The sequence below is a fragment of the Methylobacter sp. genome (assembly GCF_036845245.1).
In the GTDB taxonomy this organism is placed as follows: Bacteria; Pseudomonadota; Gammaproteobacteria; order Methylococcales; family Methylomonadaceae; genus Methylobacter_A.
The window spans coordinates 82,976-100,216 of sequence record NZ_DAIUEH010000002.1; the positions used below are offsets into that span (position 1 = coordinate 82,976).

At 52.9% G+C, this 17,241-nt stretch carries 31 protein-coding genes; 1 reads left to right on the forward strand and 30 read right to left on the reverse strand.

Features of this window, described 5'->3' with window-relative positions; translation table 11 throughout:
* Positions 1 to 2: 2 nt before the first annotated feature.
* From V7051_RS01235 to V7051_RS01305, 15 genes are all read right to left on the reverse strand, one after another.
* Entirely contained in the window at positions 3 to 956 is a 954-nt protein-coding gene (locus tag V7051_RS01235) for a major capsid protein (RefSeq protein WP_333873067.1), read from the reverse strand.
* A 13-nt stretch (positions 957 to 969) separates the two neighbouring features.
* Positions 970 to 1,617, reverse strand: a complete 648-nt coding sequence (locus tag V7051_RS01240) for a hypothetical protein (protein ID WP_333873068.1) — start codon at positions 1,615 to 1,617, stop codon at positions 970 to 972.
* A gap of 348 nt (positions 1,618 to 1,965) precedes the next feature.
* Positions 1,966 to 2,181 carry a hypothetical protein gene (locus V7051_RS01245; protein ID WP_333873069.1) on the reverse strand — a complete coding sequence of 72 codons (216 nt, stop codon included), beginning with the start codon at positions 2,179 to 2,181 and terminating at the stop codon, positions 1,966 to 1,968.
* A complete protein-coding gene (locus tag V7051_RS01250; protein WP_333873070.1) occupies positions 2,165 to 3,616 on the reverse strand; it encodes a hypothetical protein in 1,452 nt (483 codons plus the stop codon). The genes V7051_RS01245 and V7051_RS01250 overlap by 17 nt, the downstream gene beginning before the upstream one ends.
* A gap of 211 nt (positions 3,617 to 3,827) precedes the next feature.
* Complete coding sequence (locus V7051_RS01255; RefSeq protein ID WP_333873071.1) at positions 3,828 to 4,088, reverse strand: hypothetical protein; 261 nt, start codon at positions 4,086 to 4,088, stop codon at positions 3,828 to 3,830.
* Positions 4,085 to 4,219: a hypothetical protein gene (locus V7051_RS01260; protein ID WP_333873072.1), complete on the reverse strand. Its 135-nt coding sequence runs from the start codon at positions 4,217 to 4,219 to the stop codon at positions 4,085 to 4,087. The genes V7051_RS01255 and V7051_RS01260 overlap by 4 nt, the downstream gene beginning before the upstream one ends.
* Positions 4,216 to 5,583, reverse strand: coding sequence for a hypothetical protein (locus tag V7051_RS01265; protein ID WP_333873073.1), 1,368 nt, complete (start codon positions 5,581 to 5,583; stop codon positions 4,216 to 4,218). Before V7051_RS01265 ends, V7051_RS01260 begins: the two co-directional genes overlap by 4 nt.
* An 8-nt stretch (positions 5,584 to 5,591) precedes the next feature.
* Positions 5,592 to 7,175 (reverse strand): hypothetical protein, encoded by a 1,584-nt coding sequence (locus V7051_RS01270; RefSeq protein WP_333873074.1) that lies wholly within the window; start codon positions 7,173 to 7,175, stop codon positions 5,592 to 5,594.
* Complete coding sequence (locus tag V7051_RS01275; RefSeq protein ID WP_333873075.1) at positions 7,175 to 7,732, reverse strand: phage protein Gp27 family protein; 558 nt, start codon at positions 7,730 to 7,732, stop codon at positions 7,175 to 7,177. Before V7051_RS01275 ends, V7051_RS01270 begins: the two co-directional genes overlap by 1 nt.
* A gap of 2 nt (positions 7,733 to 7,734) precedes the next feature.
* Complete coding sequence (locus V7051_RS01280) at positions 7,735 to 8,028, reverse strand: VpaChn25_0724 family phage protein (protein ID WP_333873076.1); 294 nt, start codon at positions 8,026 to 8,028, stop codon at positions 7,735 to 7,737.
* Positions 8,029 to 8,038: 10 nt separating this feature from the next.
* Positions 8,039 to 8,389, reverse strand: coding sequence for a DUF2730 family protein (locus tag V7051_RS01285; RefSeq protein ID WP_333873077.1), 351 nt, complete (start codon positions 8,387 to 8,389; stop codon positions 8,039 to 8,041).
* A 2-nt stretch (positions 8,390 to 8,391) separates the two neighbouring features.
* Entirely contained in the window at positions 8,392 to 8,655 is a 264-nt protein-coding gene (locus tag V7051_RS01290; protein ID WP_333873078.1) for a TraR/DksA C4-type zinc finger protein, read from the reverse strand.
* Complete coding sequence (locus V7051_RS01295; RefSeq protein WP_333873079.1) at positions 8,652 to 8,864, reverse strand: hypothetical protein; 213 nt, start codon at positions 8,862 to 8,864, stop codon at positions 8,652 to 8,654. The genes V7051_RS01290 and V7051_RS01295 overlap by 4 nt, the downstream gene beginning before the upstream one ends.
* A 59-nt stretch (positions 8,865 to 8,923) precedes the next feature.
* On the reverse strand, positions 8,924 to 9,466 hold the full coding sequence (locus tag V7051_RS01300) for a hypothetical protein (protein ID WP_333873080.1): 543 nt from the start codon (positions 9,464 to 9,466) through the stop codon (positions 8,924 to 8,926).
* Positions 9,463 to 10,023, reverse strand: a complete 561-nt coding sequence (locus tag V7051_RS01305) for a lysozyme (RefSeq protein WP_333873081.1) — start codon at positions 10,021 to 10,023, stop codon at positions 9,463 to 9,465. The genes V7051_RS01300 and V7051_RS01305 overlap by 4 nt, the downstream gene beginning before the upstream one ends.
* 58 nt (positions 10,024 to 10,081) lie before the next feature.
* Here V7051_RS01305 and V7051_RS01310 point away from each other — a divergent pair, with 58 nt between their 5' ends.
* Entirely contained in the window at positions 10,082 to 10,426 is a 345-nt protein-coding gene (locus tag V7051_RS01310) for a hypothetical protein (RefSeq protein WP_333873082.1), read from the forward strand.
* On the opposite strand, the gene V7051_RS01315 is transcribed toward V7051_RS01310, so the two are convergent.
* The 15 genes from V7051_RS01315 to V7051_RS01385 all read right to left on the reverse strand — a co-directional run bounded on the left by V7051_RS01315 (position 10,408) and on the right by V7051_RS01385 (position 17,239).
* Positions 10,408 to 10,635 (reverse strand): hypothetical protein, encoded by a 228-nt coding sequence (locus tag V7051_RS01315; protein ID WP_333873083.1) that lies wholly within the window; start codon positions 10,633 to 10,635, stop codon positions 10,408 to 10,410. The genes V7051_RS01310 and V7051_RS01315 overlap by 19 nt on opposite strands.
* Positions 10,632 to 11,189, reverse strand: a complete 558-nt coding sequence (locus V7051_RS01320) for a BRO family protein (RefSeq protein WP_333873084.1) — start codon at positions 11,187 to 11,189, stop codon at positions 10,632 to 10,634. Before V7051_RS01320 ends, V7051_RS01315 begins: the two co-directional genes overlap by 4 nt.
* 256 nt (positions 11,190 to 11,445) lie before the next feature.
* The gene (locus V7051_RS01325) at positions 11,446 to 11,979 is read right to left on the reverse strand and encodes a hypothetical protein (RefSeq protein WP_334181106.1); all 534 of its coding nucleotides are present in this window, start codon (positions 11,977 to 11,979) and stop codon (positions 11,446 to 11,448) included.
* Positions 11,980 to 12,313: 334 nt separating this feature from the next.
* Positions 12,314 to 12,745 (reverse strand): hypothetical protein, encoded by a 432-nt coding sequence (locus V7051_RS01330; RefSeq protein ID WP_333873086.1) that lies wholly within the window; start codon positions 12,743 to 12,745, stop codon positions 12,314 to 12,316.
* A complete protein-coding gene (locus tag V7051_RS01335; RefSeq protein ID WP_333873087.1) occupies positions 12,742 to 13,233 on the reverse strand; it encodes a hypothetical protein in 492 nt (163 codons plus the stop codon). Before V7051_RS01335 ends, V7051_RS01330 begins: the two co-directional genes overlap by 4 nt.
* A complete protein-coding gene (locus V7051_RS01340; RefSeq protein WP_333873088.1) occupies positions 13,223 to 13,678 on the reverse strand; it encodes a hypothetical protein in 456 nt (151 codons plus the stop codon). The genes V7051_RS01335 and V7051_RS01340 overlap by 11 nt, the downstream gene beginning before the upstream one ends.
* Positions 13,665 to 14,141, reverse strand: coding sequence for a hypothetical protein (locus V7051_RS01345; protein ID WP_333873089.1), 477 nt, complete (start codon positions 14,139 to 14,141; stop codon positions 13,665 to 13,667). Before V7051_RS01345 ends, V7051_RS01340 begins: the two co-directional genes overlap by 14 nt.
* Positions 14,141 to 14,380: a hypothetical protein gene (locus V7051_RS01350; protein ID WP_333873090.1), complete on the reverse strand. Its 240-nt coding sequence runs from the start codon at positions 14,378 to 14,380 to the stop codon at positions 14,141 to 14,143. Before V7051_RS01350 ends, V7051_RS01345 begins: the two co-directional genes overlap by 1 nt.
* Entirely contained in the window at positions 14,377 to 14,841 is a 465-nt protein-coding gene (locus tag V7051_RS01355) for a gp16 family protein (protein ID WP_333873091.1), read from the reverse strand. Before V7051_RS01355 ends, V7051_RS01350 begins: the two co-directional genes overlap by 4 nt.
* Positions 14,838 to 15,545, reverse strand: a complete 708-nt coding sequence (locus V7051_RS01360) for a DUF2786 domain-containing protein (RefSeq protein ID WP_333873092.1) — start codon at positions 15,543 to 15,545, stop codon at positions 14,838 to 14,840. The genes V7051_RS01355 and V7051_RS01360 overlap by 4 nt, the downstream gene beginning before the upstream one ends.
* Before the next feature lie 2 nt (positions 15,546 to 15,547).
* Positions 15,548 to 16,162 (reverse strand): DUF3164 family protein, encoded by a 615-nt coding sequence (locus V7051_RS01365; RefSeq protein ID WP_333873093.1) that lies wholly within the window; start codon positions 16,160 to 16,162, stop codon positions 15,548 to 15,550.
* 18 nt (positions 16,163 to 16,180) lie between these two features.
* Entirely contained in the window at positions 16,181 to 16,576 is a 396-nt protein-coding gene (locus V7051_RS01370; protein ID WP_333873094.1) for a hypothetical protein, read from the reverse strand.
* A complete protein-coding gene (locus V7051_RS01375; protein ID WP_333873095.1) occupies positions 16,576 to 16,791 on the reverse strand; it encodes a hypothetical protein in 216 nt (71 codons plus the stop codon). Before V7051_RS01375 ends, V7051_RS01370 begins: the two co-directional genes overlap by 1 nt.
* Before the next feature lie 4 nt (positions 16,792 to 16,795).
* Entirely contained in the window at positions 16,796 to 17,002 is a 207-nt protein-coding gene (locus V7051_RS01380; protein ID WP_333873096.1) for a hypothetical protein, read from the reverse strand.
* A gap of 9 nt (positions 17,003 to 17,011) precedes the next feature.
* On the reverse strand, positions 17,012 to 17,239 hold the full coding sequence (locus tag V7051_RS01385; RefSeq protein ID WP_333873097.1) for a hypothetical protein: 228 nt from the start codon (positions 17,237 to 17,239) through the stop codon (positions 17,012 to 17,014).
* Positions 17,240 to 17,241 lie beyond the last annotated feature (2 nt).

The window sequence follows — 17,241 nt, forward strand, 5'->3', positions numbered from 1 at the left end:
ACCTATGCAAGTTTGTGTTTGAACTGCACGATGCGGATTTTCTTGTTCTCGTACACGCGCTCCCAATTGGTGCCGGTCGCCAGTTCGGTACGGCTTGGAAAGTCGCCGGCCGACGTTCCCTTCCATTTAATACCGCGCGGATGCAGGATAAAGCGCCGACGGTACGTAGCCACGGTGTCGCCGGCCAAAATATCGCGGTCGGTCTCAATGTCGCTTTCGCCAATGGTGTCCTGTTTAAAACCAACAGCGCCAGGACCAAAAATATACGAGGTATAAGTGCCTGACGAGACCGGCAGGCCGTCATCCACGATGACGACTTTGTCTTGATAACGGCCAATCCGTTGACTCTTGTCAGCCGTGGTTTCGTAGACAATCATTTGTTGTTTGGCCAAGTACGTCTCGGTGGCCGAATGCATAGCCACCGCCGACACGCCGTCTTTGGCATCGCCCAGCAATTGGCAAGCATCCAGAAACGTATTTTGATTGATTGCGCGAACCGCTTCCGAAGCACCGCCGGAAATATCCGAGACGTTGCCGGCCATCGACGCGGCAGCGAATGCGCCGGCTAACATATTAATTAGCTCTTTTTGCGATTGGCGCATTTGATAGCTGTCGATCAACTCCATGATCGCCCTGAGCGGATCGGCGCCGGATAACACCTTGGCCAGATCGTTGACACTAAAGGCACGACCGCGACCAATCACCGCCGCGACATCTTTCGCGGCGCCAATGTTGCCGACAGTCAACGCATCAGTGCCGCTTAGATTCTCTTCATCGCCGGTCAAGTCGTCAAAAAACGGCAGGTTGACCGTGCCGCCGCCACTGGGCAAGGTAAGGTCGGTCAGCGCGCCGACAATGCCGCTCGCCCACATGGCGACTTTAACAGCGGTCGGGTTGACCTGGTAAGCTGCCCAGTTTTCAGGCGTCAACAAGTTTGCAATAGTGGTTTTTGCCATGATCGATTCCTAATTAGTGGCCGGCAGCCGCTTTAAATTGCGCGGCCAGGGTTGGATTTGTTTTGTTGAGGTTGACTTGCTCGGTCAAATTCCAATGCTCTTTCGACCAAGGATTTTTCGCCGCGCTACCGGCATTGGGCGGCGCGCCAGAACCGGTGTCGCCTTGGGCCTTGGCTAAAAACGGCCGTTCTTCAAGCAATGCTTTAACCGCGTCGGCAACGGGTTTGCCGTCGATGGTGACATTATCGTTGTCATCAACTTTGGCACGGACGGCTAACAGCTCTTTAATCGTGGCCGGATCGACTGCTTCGGTCGCCGCTGCCAGCAGTGCATGAGCGACAGCCATTTTCTCGTACTTGCCTTGCCATTTTTTTGCGTCAGCATCTCTAGCGTCTGCCAGCTCTTGCAGCCTGCCCTGTGCTTTAAGATTTGCCTCAGTCAGCGCCTTTAAGTCGCTGTGTCCGGTTGCTGCTTTCAATTGCCCGGCAAAATCAGCTTGTTGCTGAGCCAGCGCGGCATTGATTTGCGCCTGTACATCAACCGCACCCGAAGCCGGAGCACCGGCTTCGGGAGTGACAGTAGAGGTAGGGGTATTCTGGGGTGCTCCGCCAGCGGCTTGATCGGGCTCGGCGTTGAATAATTTATGACTGGGTCTGAACATGCTCGAAATCCTGTACAAAGGAAAAAATAAATTTCCAGCACAGGTTACCGGGTGATGAAGTTGGAAGTAATGCGAAGGGCTTCGCAGTAGGATGAAGGGATAATTTAGAGAACGACTAAAAAGACCGGCTGAAAATCAGCCTAAAAGCAACGAGAAGGCCCGTTAAATGGGTGTTAACTTTTTTTAGAATACAACGACAGCGCTTGAGGTGCTTTTGAGGCTTAAATGAGCTTATTTTAAGTTTCTCGTTTTAATCATATTTTGTAGGTTGGCTGACGCAAGGAAGCCCAACACTTTAAAGCTTCGGTCCGTTGGGCTTCGTGCCTCAGCCCAACCTACATTTTTTGTTTAAGCCGCTTTTGACTGCAACAGTTGGTTGGTATCGAAGTTATCCAAGCCGATTTCTTCCAACGGTACATCCCACACTTCGGCTTCCGATATGGCGGCCTCGATCAAGTCGTAACACAAAGCCGCCTCGTTGCTGCCGGGACTCTCCATCCCTCGGGCTTTGGCTATTTCAATCACGGTGTTCAGTATCAATGCGTATTTAGTTTGCTGGGTCATGTTTGCGCTCCCTTAAAATGCCTGTGAGTATGGTGATTTGTTCTTGCTGACGCTGAATGTCTTGCGGCCATTTTCGTTCAATTAAGTTCCGTTGTCTATCGGGATGAAAGCTTGTAAAGCCGGGGATTTTGGTAGTCGGGTCGCTAATCCAAAGCCGGTGTTTATCGATCTGCTTTTGTAGCGATTTTATGCCTTTTTCCAGCTCGGCGTCGGTTAATTCCTGAGATTTCAAATACCAGCCGTGATGCGCGCCGCCTTTATGCCGGGCAGCTTCAAACGGAGATTGCGCCTTCAGGGCTTTATGCGTTACCAGCCCCAAACCGTCGGACCTTATCAAGTCATTCAACGGCACGCCGGCCTGCAAAGCGCTTTGCGCCCAGTTCGGCAACAAGGTTTGCCGCTGCCCGGGCGTGGCGTTTTTGACAAATTCGGCGTAATTTTTCGAGCCTTTCTGTTTGATCGGCGTCACCCTGGGGACCAACAGGCACATACAATGGGGGTGAGCTTTGTGCTGCGGCACCGTATCCCTGGTGAACACACCCTTGCCAAGCCCCATTTCGATATTGGCGTAATAATCGCAAATATCCGTAGTCGGGTGGCTGGACGATAAGCGCCACTGGAAGCCGATGACCGATTCATCGCCCTCGACCGAGGCAATCACCGCGTTGTGTGCGGCGTCCGCCATCTCGGTTCTAGCAATGCGTTTTAGGTTGTACAGTTGCTTGTCGTACACCCACCATTTGACGGCCTTGTCGACTAATGCCTCGGAACCTTTGTCGACGGCGGCCTTGATTTGCTTTAACACCTGCTCGGCGGCGGAGCGGGAACCCGTGCTTTTGAGCATCGCTATACGCTCTTCCGCTTCGCCGACAACCTTGTTCCAATCGGCGCGGGCGTTCGGGTCGTGGATCAGGCCGATTGCCGATTCGTGCAACTCTTTGACCCAGTCGTCTGCATGGTTGGTGACAATCTTAAAGCGGTTCCCGCCGCGTTCGATGGCCCGTTGCATATCGTACACGACAGCACTGGTCGCTTTGCCCTGGCGAATACCGGCTTGTAACTGTTGTTGCACGCCGCGACGCGTGTCGGTTTTCCAGCGCCAAATACGATCGGACAAGGTCAAACCGTCCGGCCAACGCGTAATAAAAGCTTGCTCGGCCAGCTTCAGGACTGTTTCGGATTGCAGGCTGGCAACGGTCAGCGGCAAACCGGATGCCACTACTACCGCGCTACTGATAGCCTCTTGAAGCGTGTTATTAACGGTAGATAAATGCGCATTCAGGGCGGCTTCGGCATCGCCTGACAGCCGCCAACCTTGGGCTCTTAATTGGGTTAGAAATTGTTTGACGAATGCGCCGGTGTCGGCGGTTATTTGGCCGTCGCGCTTGAGGATTTCTTGCGCCAGGCGTTTGTAGAGTTCGGCGTAGTCGGGCATTATCCAACTGGCCCCAGATCAGGGCCGAAATGATCTTTAGCACAACCACTACAATAGTAGATGCCACAATGGAAACAACGAAATTGCGACCATATCACGGTTGACTTGCCGCAACCTCCGCAATTGATTTGTTCGCGTACGTTCATATACTGCCGAGCCTGACTGGCAACAATCTCTCGGCATCGATCAAGATGCGCTTGGCTATATGCAGTCATAATCCAGCCAAATCTGCGGCTAACCTGGTTTTAGCGACACCCAACACGCCGATCGCTTCGTGCTTGCGCATCCCAGACATTTTCCAGGCAAACGAATAACCATCGCCTTGATCGTCCACGATAATGAAAAAGGCTTTTTTGCCTTGATAAGCGCCGTTATTGTTTTCGATGTCGACGATTGCATCGCGCAGCATGTCAATCGGCGAATAATGCAACGCTGAGTCGGATACAACCGACAGATCAACTACCTTGTTCATAATCTTTCCCGTTTATCCAGAATGACACACAACACCATCATGCCGATTGCATTCCATTGCAAAGCTATATCGTGGGCCAAAAGCCATTGGATAAAAAATATCGACCACGCTATCAAAATATCATTATTCATGCTCCCGCCTGCTGCCGTGCCAGTCTATCGCCGTAAGTATCCCCCATCGCATCAATTTCTTTCTCAATCGCCGCCATCGTCGTGGACGAAACGTCATTTCTTAAAACCTGCTTGGCCAGCAACTTTTTAACGGCTTTATCGAACTCGGCGCCCATGCCCAAGTTAATCGAGTCCATCGCAATGCCAATGGCCTTGATCACATCGGAAAGATTAAAATCGGTCGGATAACTGATATTGCCGGTAAATTTACCGCCTTGCCACAAGCTAACCAGCTGCGCTATCTCGGTTTCGGCAGACTCGCACATCTCGGCCATGCCGCTCAACGAACAGTTGGCCTCCATAAAATGGAACGACAGCGCTTCACCGGACGGCTGCACGCTGCCGACAAACTCCAGATTTGCCACGCGATAAATATCCAAAACTATTGCGGCCATACGCTGCATGCAATGCGCCATCGGATCGGGCAGCGGGGCAATATAGCCGGGTTGGCCTCCGCCGGTCGGGTTGTAGGTCAGCCCGTTTTTGGTGCCGATGGTCAAGTTCTGCAAGCGCTCGCGCTCTTCCTTGTCCGCGGCCGGGATAGTCAAAATCGAGAATGCTTGCTCCCGTTCTTGCTCCCGAAGCTCTGAACCGATGTTGTACAACTCCCAGCATAGTTGCGCCAGATCGTAAAAAAACGACTGGCTGTAACTGTCGGTAGGGTTTAACGGCTTGGCGATATGCAAACGCACGACCGGAACCCTGCCTATTTTATAGTCGCCTTGCTCCGCCTTTGTGCTGCCATCCGGCAGAGTGCGGGTAATCACTTCGCTACCTTCCTGATCCTTGGTGAGCCGCCAGCCGGTGGTCGTAAAGGTTCGATACACTTTTTCATTGCCTTCCTGTTCGACGAAGGTTACCGACTGCCAAACACCGGCCGCATTCTTGGTCTCTGCAACCAGCTGGTTTTTCATGCGTAGCGCCAGATAAGGAATGGCTTGGTCGGCGCGGCTTTGCCCTTGCTGCTGAGGCTTATCGACAATCACATAGACGGTCCCTAATATCATCGCCAGCCGTTGATGGCTCGATAATACCGAATCCAGCTTGCCGCCGGCGCCATCGGCATTCGCCATAAATTGCGTGTAAAGATCGTCGACTTCGCGATTGGGCGGTTGTTTCCATAAAAATCCCATGTACACGTCAACGATCTTTCTGGCGAAATTGCGATAAACCGCCAGGTTTTTGCGCGCCTCAAAATCGTCTTCTTCTTCGCGGCCGTGGGGCACCAAGTAAGCCCCTGAAGCATAACCGCCGAGCCCCGAATAACTGTCCAGCAAAAACTGGTCGGAGGTTTTATCAAGTTTGGTTGATGTCGCTATAGCCATGATGGTGCTTATAGAAATTTAAAGTGGATAGGTGTATAGGCAGCCACGATGGGCTTAATGGTCCGTGCCGCAAAATCGCCCAAAGCCAGCGCTATCGCATAGTCGCCGTGCCGTTCAATGCCTTCGTCGTTTTCTGTCGTGTCTTTCGGCAATTTAATAATGCCATCGACCCGTTCCAGATCCCGCAGGTCAGAGTCATGCTGAAGATCGCGCGGGATGTCCATCATGTCGTCCTCAAAGGTCTGCACGAATGCCGCCATGTTGTCGCGATACCAAGCCAATGACAGCGTCACCTGCACAACAGAATTCCATTTTTCCCAGGTCAGCTCCGCCAGGTTTTGCCCTGGACCGGTCGCATCCATTGCGCCGCCGCTAAAATTAGGGAGTAGTGCTATCAAACTCCATAGTATTTGCTGCTGTTGTAAAATCGGGCAATTATGCAACTCGACCACAAACGGCACCTGGCGTCTTAAATCACTTTTTTTAATCAATGGCACAATGACAGACAAATGGCCTTTTCTGGCAAAGTCCATGCCGAAAAAATGCGACTCGGTTTTATCCAGTGCCGTAATACAGGGCATTAAATCGCGCTTTATCCAGGCGTCTATTTCACGGGTGCGGGTTTCAACCGGCCAATTTTTAAAGTCTTCATCAAACGATAGCCTCAGCACCGGCCGCACAGCTTTCATAGCCCGCTCGATCCATAAACCCGGTATGGCCGACCCGTCGCCATCGCGCGGCACCGTATCCAGCTCTTCACGCATCGCTGATTTTCGCGGCCCATAGGCTTTACGGATACGCAGATACCAGTCTTTTTTGCCTTCTTCGGTGACCGGCTTTCCTTGCATAAAGCACACCCGCTCATACAATCCATTGGCGACGCATTCATCAAAAGTGATCTTAAAAACTGCCGCCGATTTGCCGTACAAGCCGTTGCGCACGTCCGAGACTAATTGATTGAAGGGGTTTTTAATGCCCCGGTGAGTGCTGATAATGCGTATTTTTCCGCCCCAGATCAGCAGCGCTGTGGCGGACTCAATGACTTTACGGACATCTTTATGCAAGGCGGCTTCGTCAATATCGACGATGCCTTGCAAACCGTGGATGTTTTCCGGGCGGCTGGATAGCGCCACAATCCGGAACCCGGATGCAAAGCGTACTCGAAACGCCGTAATATCCTGAGTTGCTTCGCCGCGCTTGTCCTGGTCGGCAAAAATAAACTGCTCGATCTGGCTGACGCCTTCGCCCTGGGCGGATACGATCACCTTAGCAAACTTGGCAACGTAACCGATAAACTCCAGGCCTTTTTCGCGGGTATCGCCGATATAAAACACATTGGAGCCGCCTGCGGACTTCCTGGATGCTGCGGTGATGGTGTCATCCAGAGCCGTGGCCAGGGTAATCCCGGAGCGGCGGCATTTTTCGCCAATCGCTAAATCGACCGAATGAATCAATCGCACCCATTCGACCTGGTGCTTCATGAATACGCCGTCATCCATCGGATTAAAGCCGTCCGGAATGTCACGCACCTTTTCAGGCAGTTCATCCCATTCAACAATACGCTGGGTGTCGCCTAACGGGGCCAGGCTCATTAAACGCCGCCCATCAATACTTTTTGACGCCAGAACCGGGCTTGCTCATCATCAAAGCCCGCTGCTTTTGCCATTTCATCAACTTGTTTAGCCGCTTCCTCGCGGGCTTGCCGTTTGGCTTCGACCTCAAAATCTTTCCGCCACTTGGCCGAGCCGATGGCACTACGGCCAATATCGGCAATGGCCCTGGCCAGCTTCGGGATAACGGTCGCTTTGTCGGCCATTTCCCAGCCTTGCATGCTTTCCAGCACATCCATCATCTGATCGATGGCAACCATTTCACTGGCTTCCAGCAACGCGGCTTTTTCCTCGTTGCTCATACCGCCCATGGCTTTGGCAATCTCCATCCGCTCCCGTGCGCGCATGATCGTTTTTTCCATGCTGGCTTTCAGGTCTTTACCATAGTCACCAACCGAGGTACGGCTGACCTGAAAACCTTGCGCCTTTAACCAATCCGATAATCCGGAATAATCGCTAAAGCCGCCGCTAATCAGGCGCTGGTTAAGCTCGGTCAATACCGCGTCGGGTAATTGGCTGATTGCTGGACGTGGCGGCATTATTACTTCGGCTCCGGCCTGGCGACACCCGGCACAGTCGATAAGCCTTGGCGCACATCGTCGCCTTTGGCGGTCAAGGTCGCAAACCAAAAGCTATTTTCGTGCTTGGCCACGACCAAGCCTTGTTCGTGCAACCATTGCAGATCGGCACGCAACGTATCGGTTCCGACCGCTTGGCCGTGCTGGGACAATGCCGTTTTCAGGTCGACCTCGTGCAGGGTATAGGCTGCACCGGCCGATAACAGGTTTAAAATCGTCAACCGCCGGTGGGCGGTCATGTGTTCGTTGTAGTCCATAATGCCTCCTCTATTTATGATCGCGCCAGAACGAATCCATGCGCCCGACTTGTTCTTTCAGTGCGGTCAGGGCTGCGGTTTGTGCCGATAACGCGGCATTCATCGTACCCAGGGTGTCCGCCATCTTGCGCATTTCCCGGTAAATTTCGGCCAAGTCATCATGCTTGGGCGCGTTCTTGACGTCCTGCTCCAGCCGCGTCAAGCGTTCGGAATGATCGTCCAGCCGGTCGTCAATACCGGTTTCCAGTTTGTTGATGGTTTCGTTGGTTACGCGCTGGCGATTATTCAGCCAGTTCATAATGCCGATCACTGCAATCATCAATGTCTGCACAACATCGAACAAAAATTTGGTTTCATCCATAGTCATCGTCCTAACTTCTCCTTACGCTCCGCTTCTCTGGCGCATTCGATACAAGTTTCAATGCCCGGCAACGCCAAGCGCCTCGGCTCCGGAATTTCGTTGCCGCACTGCTCACACCGTTCGGCCGATACCGCATTCGGGTCAACGGCGTGGCGCTGGCGGTGTTGCAATAACGCCAGCTCGGTGTCGAATTGCTCGGCATGCAGGCCTTTGTCGTCATCGGTTAGATGCTCATCGGGATTTAATAGGGCTTCGAGTCCTTTCATAGCGTTCGCTTGCGTTTTAGGGTTAGGGGTTGCGTGGTGATGCTGCGTAAATAGATATTGGCGGCGGAGACCAGGCACATATAAACCAGGTAAGCCCAATCAGGCAGATAACTGCGCACTAAATGCAGGTTGTCAGCCAACAGCGGCACTAGGGCGGCCGCGATATTGAACCAAAACGTTTTGCTTTTAAAAATGTGTTTGCTGTCCACAATAACCAGCCCGGTTTGCGGTTCCCAAGCCGTAGCTTGAGAACCTGTTTAAAAGACGCTTATGCGGTTTCGCTTGCACCGGCGGCTTGACTATCCGCCGACGGATCGCTTAATTCAGCCGCATCGCGCAGTTGCCACTCGACAATCGCCAGGTCGAAATGGTCGGCCTCGGTGAACGGGTCATAAATCTCGAAGCCGAACTCTTGCGAGATCGTGCGCACTCCGTCGCCTAAATCGGCATCGCCGGATACGATAAGCTGCGCCTGGCCGACACCGATCAAATCAACCCTGAATAGCCCGCCTTCTTGCGGCGTCACCGTCAGCACGCCCGGATCGGACGACACCACAGACAGCGCACCATCCAGCACTGCGGTGGCGCCCGTCACCGAGACGCCGGTCAAAGACACAATAAGATATGACGCTGCCAAACTGATTTTTTTCAACATAAAAGCTTCCAATAGAATTTCTGCATCTTGAGAATGAATGACCATGCAGACGTTGGTCGTTTTTCGCCGCCTGCGGGTTAACCACACGCGGGCGAAAAATACGATGAACACCGCCACTACCGTGGCCGGGTAAGTGATTGATAACAGCTGGATCATGGCGCGGCCTCGAACAGGGCGCGCTCGGCGGCGCGGCGGCTGATTAAGCCGGGCAAGCGTTGCCGCTGGCCGTCCACTGTGCCCATAACCCAGCGCTCGAACTCGGCAGCGGCACCGGCGTAATCGCCCGCATGCAGTTTTTTGCGTAAGGTCGAGGTGGCGTAATTGCCCTGGCCGATATTGAAAATCAGCGAACACAACGCGTCGAACTGGTTTTGATTGAGCGGGACCGGAGTGACGGAACTTAAGAATAAAGCGGCTTGCCTAGCATCGCCGATTAACAACTGGCGGGCTTGGTCGGCATTAATCCGCAACACCACGGAAGCCTCGTGCGTTATCCGTCCCGCGCCACGACAAGCGGCAATCAAGCGGGCCAAGCGCGCGGCATCGGTATTGGGGAATAAATGGCAGTCGAATTTGGGCAGCAAGACATGACCGTAGCCGATCGTAACCCGCTTGGACGGACACAGGTAGACCGCTAAACTGCAATCGTCATGCCCGGTGCGGGTGATCAGCTCGATGCCGCGTGCTGAAATAGTGGATGGATGGGATGTCATAGGCTCTGCGCATGCGTAAAGGTTGCACAGAGTCTACGCGCGAGGGGATGGGGCGGTAATGCGAAGGGCTTCGCAGCAAAGAAAAGGCCGGATCAACCGGCCTTTTCTTTTGCCTGAGGTAGACCTTCCAGGTTTTAAAAACCTGGAAGGTCTTTTGAGTGTTGAAAAACGGGAAAAGTTAACGCCCTTTAACCTGTTCTCCTTGAAGCGCATTGCCCAACCGGGCGCGGGCGCTATGGTGTTCCTGGATCAGAAACGACAGCAGCAAGGCCTGTTTGTCGCGATTGCCCGCGTGCAGGTCCGGCTCCGGGTTCATCAGGTCGCCGACCGCTTCCAGACAAGCTGCGATGTGATCGATGCGGTCCAAGGCCTCGATAACCGGATTCATGCCGGACCGCCTTGATGACTGATCAGATCCAGCAGCTCCAAGGTATCGGCAAAGTATTGCGCATTATCCGACTCGCACGATTGGTCCAGGTATTTCGATGCCCGACGCAAAGACTCCCGAACTCTCTCATCCAGTAATTTATGGTTCTCGGCCCTGGCGGCAATGGCGTCTTCCAGGCGGGCGTTATCTTTCTCCAGCAAGGCGATATATTTGGCGTGGTTCATTGCGCACCGCCTTGTACGGGTAAGCGTGCGGCATCGGCGCAGATCACAAAACCGCAGGCCCGCAGCCGTCCGGAATCCCGCCAAACTGTCGACGGGGCAATACGGAGCATGTCGGCAATGCGCGCCTGAGAATAACCGGCCCGGATTAAGCTCAGCACGTCGTTTAGGCGAGGGTTTGCATACAACACTTCGGCTTGCAAGGATTGCACTAAGCGTTTTGTTTCATCCGCAACACCGTAGCTGCCGGTTTTGCGGACGGAAGGAAGCACTTCGTCGCAGACCCAAGACTCGAACGGCTCCGATTCGGGTTTGTTGGATTTGATGATCAGGCGGTAGAGGTTGCCTTCGTCGATCAGGGTGTAAGTGTTTGATAATCCTGGGACGTAGCTATTAGCTACACCGACAGATCTGCATGATTTTTTAACAGCGTCCCTAGAATTTGCGTAGCCTAAAATATCGCAAACGTCTTTGGCAATAAACCAAGGCTCGCCTTGTGCGCTAGGAATGACGCGGAATTGATGGGATTGAAACTGATAGGTTTGTAATGTGTTCATGATTTTTCCTTGGATGGTAATTTCTAACGCCGCCAATGAGACCAATCATTGGCGGTGAGCTGAACGGGGTTGGTCTACCAGTCCAAGGGCTGGCCGCCCCGAAGGGCGCCCCGCCCAGCCCACCATAAAGGAAACGCTGAACGTTGCGCATAAAAAAACCGCATGAAGCGGCGTTTCATACGCCCTGGAAACCGAGAGACCAATCCCGTGCTGAGCAATGCCAGCGCAATTAGATTAGCCCTCGGCTTTATTTTTGTCAATTTTTACTACCGCAAAGCGTTGCCCACGATTTGCTCATTTCTCCTTTAGCCATTTGGGATTCCAACACCTGAATGCTTCCCCCTGAAATAAACCTCTCAAATCCCGTATACCCACCAAAGCTATTTTTAGCATTGACATAGCCACAAACAATTGGCGCTCCAATAAGGTTTGAAACAAAACTATTTTGAAATTTTGCGCTATCAGGATCTTTCAATGTGCTTTTGATTAAATTTTGCTGCCGGTCAATATAGTTTGCTTCTTTTACTTCAGGGCTAATAGGTTCGGGATCTTGCATCTGACAACGAATAAGAAATATCACCATGACTACCGTCACCAGTATCTCTAAACCCCCAGTATTGTTTTTGGGATCTTTAATAACCTTGGGCTTTGGCGCGGGCTTACTTTGAGCCTTGGTTTTTTGCTTGGGTTTCAATGCTAAGCGTTCCGCGCGAAGCTTAGCCAGCACCTCTGGATCGGTAGGCTTTTTTTTATAAGGCATTTTACAATTAGGGCATATCAATGAAGACATGCTTACATCATTATCATCTATAAATCGCTCGTGTTGGCAGTTTTGGCAAATCATTACATCCCTCCACATTACATAACAAAAAACGCTTATTCTACACTCTAGCCCTACCGTCTGGAATATTCACCGCCCCAACGGGTCTTCATTGATATCCGCATTAGGGTTTATCGGGCTTCTGGTTACACACGCCACCAACGCGTCGTCTGCTTTGAATTGAATTCGGCTGCCGTCTTCTGTAAGCGTTAAGGTGCCGATATGGGGCAGTTCCGTAGGTCGGGCAGCGCTTTTCTGCCCGACATTACCGCACCCCTTAAGTCGTCAATCAATTCTGTTGTTTTCATGATGCCTCCTCGGCAAATAGGTCTATTTGTTTACTCTCTTGTTTTTTCACGCCCGGAACCAGGCCGTCAGCCGTGCAAATACTGAGGATTTGCCGGTCGCTCAAGTCGTACCGAATGCCCAGTTCCGCATACTTTGCGCCTTCGCGATTGAGTTTGCGGATCACGAAGTTGCGGATCATGGTGCGCGCCCGGTGAGCTTTGGCGACCAGGATGGTTTCGCGGGGATAATGACGGCTGAGCATTTGCGCGCTGTCCAGGCCGATGCGCTTTACCAGCGGATGTTCCGGGCTTAGGCTTTCTGGATCGGGGATGTACACGCGCACGCCCGGATAGTGTTGCCACAAATCCAGGGCGACCGGCTCGCCGCAGCTCTCGGCAATGCGTTGCAGGCTGAGCGGCCACAGGTGTTTGGGCGGTGCTTCGCTCATGGTTGTGCGGCCTCGTTAATCTGTTGTTGCAGGCGGGCAATGTCGTTTTTTAAGGCATCGATTTGGGCGCTTTTTTCTGTATTCATTGGCCCGTGTTGCAACTGCGTCAGTTTTGATTGCAAGTCACGCAGTTCAAAAGCGGCCGCAAGCAATGTTTTAATCTTTTTGCGGTTTGCGGCGGCTTTGTCGGCCGGGTATTGGGGTGCATCCAGTTCCGGATCGGGATAGGTCCGGGCTGGCAGTAATGCGCGCAATTGGCCTGGGCTGGGCCAGCGTTGGGCCTGTCCTGCCAGCGCCAGGAAGGCGGAGTCCAGGCGCGGCCGGTCAAGCTTTTCTTCCCAGGCAATCGGCCAGCCGATCATGACTCTTAGCCAGGCTTGGGCGGTCATGACGATGGTTTCCGCCGGCGGCGCGCCTTCAAAATGCAGCGCAACCAGTTGTTGCAGGTTTTCAACGACGCAGGCGCGCAGCCAATCGCTATCGGCCATGTTTGAAATCCTCCAGCGCTTGCAAGGATTGGGCGGTTTTGCTGTGCTTTGTAGGGGCGACTTCAGTCGCCCTGTTGGCCGGTACAAGCTGGGCGGATGAATCCGCCCCTACAACCGTTACATCTTCCAATACCCGCTTCAGGTAGTTATGGTTGCTCAACGGCTTGCCGCCTTTGCTTTGTATCTGCTCGACGGTCTGGCGCATAGCCTGAGCGACGTTGCCGGAATGCCCCAAACTCAACGCCTCTTTAGCCAGCTTTAACGCCCTATCATTAGCCAGGTCGCGGGTGACCGAGCGGAACAGGCCCAGATAACCGACCAGGGCGGTACCGGCCTCGGTGTCGAGTTTGATCAACAGCCCCAGCAGCTCGCGCCCGGCTTCGTCCTGAGCGAGGGCGTCCAGGCTGATGCGGGTATGGCAGACAGGGCATCTATTCAGCTGCATGGTCCATTCCCTCTTTCGGCAATGCGTCCAGCGCTTCCTTGTAAGTGTCATAATCCAGCACTTCGATGGACTCATTGTGTTTTTTGATATGAGTGATAAAGGCGCCCGGCGTCCTGAACGTTGGCCAGGCGAAATAAGTCCTGTCATTGATGCCTTTTTCCTTGCACCATTTAGCACCAAATATCTTTTTGTTGCGGGCAATTTGCTTGGCTGACGGGCCTCTGCTTCCTAGGCAATAAAACCGGCGTGCGATGTCGCCCATCTTATCCATGTCACGCCCTTTGCCAGTCCAAACGTCCTTGCCGCTAAAAAAGCCATTGACGTAGACCATGATGACCAGCTTCATTTTGTCCCGCTGTATTGCTGCTGCGACCAAATAGCCATCACAAGACAGATAAACGGCGCCGTATCGCCCTGACAGCCCCTGTTTAACTTCATCCCTTTGCTGTTTGGTTGGTTTCATTAGTGCGACCTCTCTGTTTTAACTCTGCGCAACATATAAGCATTGCCATGCTTGATATCGTCAATTGCGGATTCTAAGAAGCCCAAAACAAATTCATCGCCTTCTATTTGGCGTAAAGATAAGATGACCGCGACATCAATCAACGACAGATGTTTTGACATTGCCTCTTTAGGCATTGACGGCGAGAAAATAGCATCTAAAGCGGCCAAAGTTTCTTGTCTAGGTTCCTTGTTACTCATCGCACCCTCCGTCCTTCGCGCTGGGCATTCTTGGCCAGCGCGGCAATAATCCCGGCCAGCTCTTTCCGGTCGCAAAACACGAGCGAATCTTTTTGGTACATCTGCTTAGCCATTGCGCCGCCGTATTCCCACGGCCGTCCGGCTTCGGCCAGTTGCGCTTCGATCTTGCCCAGCTGGTCGGCGCGGCTCGATTGCGAGTCCAGGTTATGCGGCTTGCGTCCGGCGCGCTTGGGCTTGGTAAAGACGGCGCCGCTTTTTTCCAAATGCCGGATGACTTTATTGATACCCTCGTTGGTCAAATCTTTACTGGAGGTAACGCCGCCATGCGTCAGCAGCATGGCGCGATAGGTTTCCTCGTTCATGTTCAGCTGGGTTTTGCCGATATGGATTTTGCCGATGGCAGCCCGGCGCCGGGCGGCGTTTTTAGGGTTGGTGTAGGGGTGGAATTTGCTGTTGCTCATGAGTTGTGCTCCAATCCAGGCTTGACTTCAGTGCCGCCGACGCCGCGATTCAAGGTCGCTTGTTTGCCGGATGCATGGCCGTAAGTTCGATCTTTATAGCTTTGGTCGCTATTGTTCCTGTCTTTGTTGATGCGTGGGCTTAGCGTCGTCGTATCCGAATAATGTTTGCCCATATAGGCATCAATAGCTGTTCGGGCTTTGGCGTTGGGAGTAATGGCGGTGATTTTTTCGGCTGCCGCAAAAATCCAGCTCAAGCAAAAGGTGTCGGCACGAGCGGTCTTGGTCGCCGGCTTACAGCGCTTTAACTGGGTTTTAATGTATTCCGCCCGGTCTTTTTTAACCTGGCGTAATAACACTTGGAAAGCATAGCTCGCCAGCTCCGGCGCCGCGCCGACGCCGATGAATTTCCATTCGCCTTTGCTAGTAAAAAACACGCAAGCGCTGAAAATGATCTTGCAGCCGAACGCGTCGGCGGCAGTTAACGCTAATCTGGTTTCCCAACGGGTAGGTTTGTTTTTTACGCTGGCTTTGGCTTTGGTCTCGCTAGCCTCCGAGGCCTGCACGTCGATATGGGTGACGTTGTATTTTTCCATCAGCGCTTGCGCCTGGCGCATCGCGGTCGCCGCTTCGTTGGCATTGCTGGAGCCCGCCAGCTTCAGGCATTTTTTGATTTTCTCCAGGACTTTTTGTTGTTCTGTTTTCATGGCTATAACCCCGCAATATCCATCGCTATTTGTTGGTACTTTTCGCTATCGCCGACACGTTCATACAGGCGTAAATACTGACTGGTGGCGGTGATCTGGATGCTGTCTTTCAGGGCATTCATGGCCTCTTGCCATTTGGCGTCATCGATCTTCAGGCGCATTAGGCCGAAGATGCGGGCGGTATTAATGTTGCCCTGTTTGTCGGTTTGAAAGGCATGCTCGATCAGCGCTCTGATGTTGGCGTTGCTGCCTTCGGCCCATTCATGAATGCATTCATCGACCAATTGCTTGGCGATTTGCAGGCGTTCGTCAAAGCTCAGGCTGTCGCTGATGGCCAGCAGCACTTTGTATTTGCCGTCGTAACTGACCAGGCTCAAGTTACCTTTTTTGCCGCCCCATTTCAGGCCGTATTGTTCGGCCGATACGGTGACGAAGGTGGTGATGTCGTCCAATGCCTGTTTTTTGAATGCGCGCATGTGTTCTTGCATGGCCAGGGCATTGTCGATGATGCGGCCGACGGTATCGTCGCGCAGTAAATCAATGGCTTTGATGCTGTCCACCGGCACTAAATGGCCGTAGCTGTTGGCGCGGAAGTTTTCGGGAATGTGATTTTGCATGATGTCTCCTGTGTTCTCTTAATGCCAATCCGGCCTGACTTGGACCGTGGTGGTTTGGGGTTTACGGATTTTTGCCGATAGGCGTCTAAAGGCTGCGGCTTTTTTTTCATTGTCAGGGGCGAATTGTCCGGCATACAGGCACCGCGACAGCGTTAGCACGGCCTCCTGATTCTGTTCGGCTGCCGCTTTACCTCTGTTGTATTGGTGCACGCCTTCGCGCACCAGCGCCTTGACATCCTTGCCTTCTGCCCAGGCGTTAATGGCGGCGAGCGAGTAGATTTTTTCTCTACCGGACTGTTCGCTGGGCGGAAAACCTTCCAGAAACGGTCTTGCTTTATTCAAATAGACCAGGCTGATGCCAAACAATTTGGCGACAGCCGCCGGTCCGATCCGGTCATTGATTGCGATAGCCATTAGCCCAGCCTCCAAAGTTCGCAGCCGATTGCTACTGCCAGTACAAGCAAGACAGCGGCCATGCAGCCGCGGGCAATACGCAGCTCGGCGCGCAAGACCTTGATCTTCCGCTCGCGCTCAATAATGGCGCTGTTTATCGCATCGGAGCGGCTTTCCTGAGCGGCTTGTAAACGGCGATAGCCGTTATAGATGTTGTTGATTGTTGTGGCGTTCATAGTGTTACAAATCCCCTGCTTGGTAGATATTCGCTAAGTCAACAGCCGTTTGCAGCGTGCCGACCAATGCCTTGGCTTCGTGTATTTTCAGTGTTACGTAATTCATGCCGTCGTCATCGGTGATTTCGAGGCGGACAATCTGCGCTGATGCCATGGTCTGGACGGCGATATCGCCACCCTCACTTAAAACTTGTTTGCTTTCAAAGCTCATGATCAAACCTCAATGATGTTGTGGCGCTGAGCTAGTCATCGCTTGTAAATACAACTGCAATTGCTGCTTATCCATATGCAAGGTATCGCGCCAAGCGTCGATTGCGGCTTGTAAAAAATCACCCAATTCCGTCGCCGGCGTTTCTTTGTATTCTCCGGTGAGCCAGGCGGGATGCACCAGCGTTTTAACGCTGATCTCGCCGTTTTCCTGGTCGTCGATACTGATAATGACGTGCATGT

Excerpts from the sequence above, each read along its gene's own strand:
- V7051_RS01235 (WP_333873067.1), bottom strand. The coding sequence starts at position 956 with ATGGCAAAAACCACTATTGCAAACTTGTTGACGCCTGAAAACTGGGCA.
- V7051_RS01240 (WP_333873068.1), bottom strand. The coding sequence starts at position 1,617 with ATGTTCAGACCCAGTCATAAATTATTCAACGCCGAGCCCGATCAAGCC.
- V7051_RS01245 (WP_333873069.1), bottom strand. The coding sequence starts at position 2,181 with ATGACCCAGCAAACTAAATACGCATTGATACTGAACACCGTGATTGAA.
- V7051_RS01250 (WP_333873070.1), bottom strand. The coding sequence starts at position 3,616 with ATGCCCGACTACGCCGAACTCTACAAACGCCTGGCGCAAGAAATCCTC.
- V7051_RS01255 (WP_333873071.1), bottom strand. The coding sequence starts at position 4,088 with ATGAACAAGGTAGTTGATCTGTCGGTTGTATCCGACTCAGCGTTGCAT.
- V7051_RS01260 (WP_333873072.1), bottom strand. The coding sequence starts at position 4,219 with ATGAATAATGATATTTTGATAGCGTGGTCGATATTTTTTATCCAATGG.
- V7051_RS01265 (WP_333873073.1), bottom strand. The coding sequence starts at position 5,583 with ATGGCTATAGCGACATCAACCAAACTTGATAAAACCTCCGACCAGTTT.
- V7051_RS01270 (WP_333873074.1), bottom strand. The coding sequence starts at position 7,175 with ATGAGCCTGGCCCCGTTAGGCGACACCCAGCGTATTGTTGAATGGGAT.
- V7051_RS01275 (WP_333873075.1), bottom strand. The coding sequence starts at position 7,732 with ATGCCGCCACGTCCAGCAATCAGCCAATTACCCGACGCGGTATTGACC.
- V7051_RS01280 (WP_333873076.1), bottom strand. The coding sequence starts at position 8,028 with ATGGACTACAACGAACACATGACCGCCCACCGGCGGTTGACGATTTTA.
- V7051_RS01285 (WP_333873077.1), bottom strand. The coding sequence starts at position 8,389 with ATGGATGAAACCAAATTTTTGTTCGATGTTGTGCAGACATTGATGATT.
- V7051_RS01290 (WP_333873078.1), bottom strand. The coding sequence starts at position 8,655 with ATGAAAGGACTCGAAGCCCTATTAAATCCCGATGAGCATCTAACCGAT.
- V7051_RS01300 (WP_333873080.1), bottom strand. The coding sequence starts at position 9,466 with ATGATCCAGCTGTTATCAATCACTTACCCGGCCACGGTAGTGGCGGTG.
- V7051_RS01305 (WP_333873081.1), bottom strand. The coding sequence starts at position 10,023 with ATGACATCCCATCCATCCACTATTTCAGCACGCGGCATCGAGCTGATC.
- V7051_RS01310 (WP_333873082.1), top strand. The coding sequence starts at position 10,082 with ATGCGAAGGGCTTCGCAGCAAAGAAAAGGCCGGATCAACCGGCCTTTT.
- V7051_RS01315 (WP_333873083.1), bottom strand. The coding sequence starts at position 10,635 with ATGAACCACGCCAAATATATCGCCTTGCTGGAGAAAGATAACGCCCGC.
- V7051_RS01320 (WP_333873084.1), bottom strand. The coding sequence starts at position 11,189 with ATGAACACATTACAAACCTATCAGTTTCAATCCCATCAATTCCGCGTC.
- V7051_RS01325 (WP_334181106.1), bottom strand. The coding sequence starts at position 11,979 with ATGTCTTCATTGATATGCCCTAATTGTAAAATGCCTTATAAAAAAAAG.
- V7051_RS01330 (WP_333873086.1), bottom strand. The coding sequence starts at position 12,745 with ATGAGCGAAGCACCGCCCAAACACCTGTGGCCGCTCAGCCTGCAACGC.
- V7051_RS01335 (WP_333873087.1), bottom strand. The coding sequence starts at position 13,233 with ATGGCCGATAGCGATTGGCTGCGCGCCTGCGTCGTTGAAAACCTGCAA.
- V7051_RS01340 (WP_333873088.1), bottom strand. The coding sequence starts at position 13,678 with ATGCAGCTGAATAGATGCCCTGTCTGCCATACCCGCATCAGCCTGGAC.
- V7051_RS01345 (WP_333873089.1), bottom strand. The coding sequence starts at position 14,141 with ATGAAACCAACCAAACAGCAAAGGGATGAAGTTAAACAGGGGCTGTCA.
- V7051_RS01350 (WP_333873090.1), bottom strand. The coding sequence starts at position 14,380 with ATGAGTAACAAGGAACCTAGACAAGAAACTTTGGCCGCTTTAGATGCT.
- V7051_RS01355 (WP_333873091.1), bottom strand. The coding sequence starts at position 14,841 with ATGAGCAACAGCAAATTCCACCCCTACACCAACCCTAAAAACGCCGCC.
- V7051_RS01360 (WP_333873092.1), bottom strand. The coding sequence starts at position 15,545 with ATGAAAACAGAACAACAAAAAGTCCTGGAGAAAATCAAAAAATGCCTG.
- V7051_RS01365 (WP_333873093.1), bottom strand. The coding sequence starts at position 16,162 with ATGCAAAATCACATTCCCGAAAACTTCCGCGCCAACAGCTACGGCCAT.
- V7051_RS01370 (WP_333873094.1), bottom strand. The coding sequence starts at position 16,576 with ATGGCTATCGCAATCAATGACCGGATCGGACCGGCGGCTGTCGCCAAA.
- V7051_RS01375 (WP_333873095.1), bottom strand. The coding sequence starts at position 16,791 with ATGAACGCCACAACAATCAACAACATCTATAACGGCTATCGCCGTTTA.
- V7051_RS01380 (WP_333873096.1), bottom strand. The coding sequence starts at position 17,002 with ATGAGCTTTGAAAGCAAACAAGTTTTAAGTGAGGGTGGCGATATCGCC.
- V7051_RS01385 (WP_333873097.1), bottom strand. The coding sequence starts at position 17,239 with ATGCACGTCATTATCAGTATCGACGACCAGGAAAACGGCGAGATCAGC.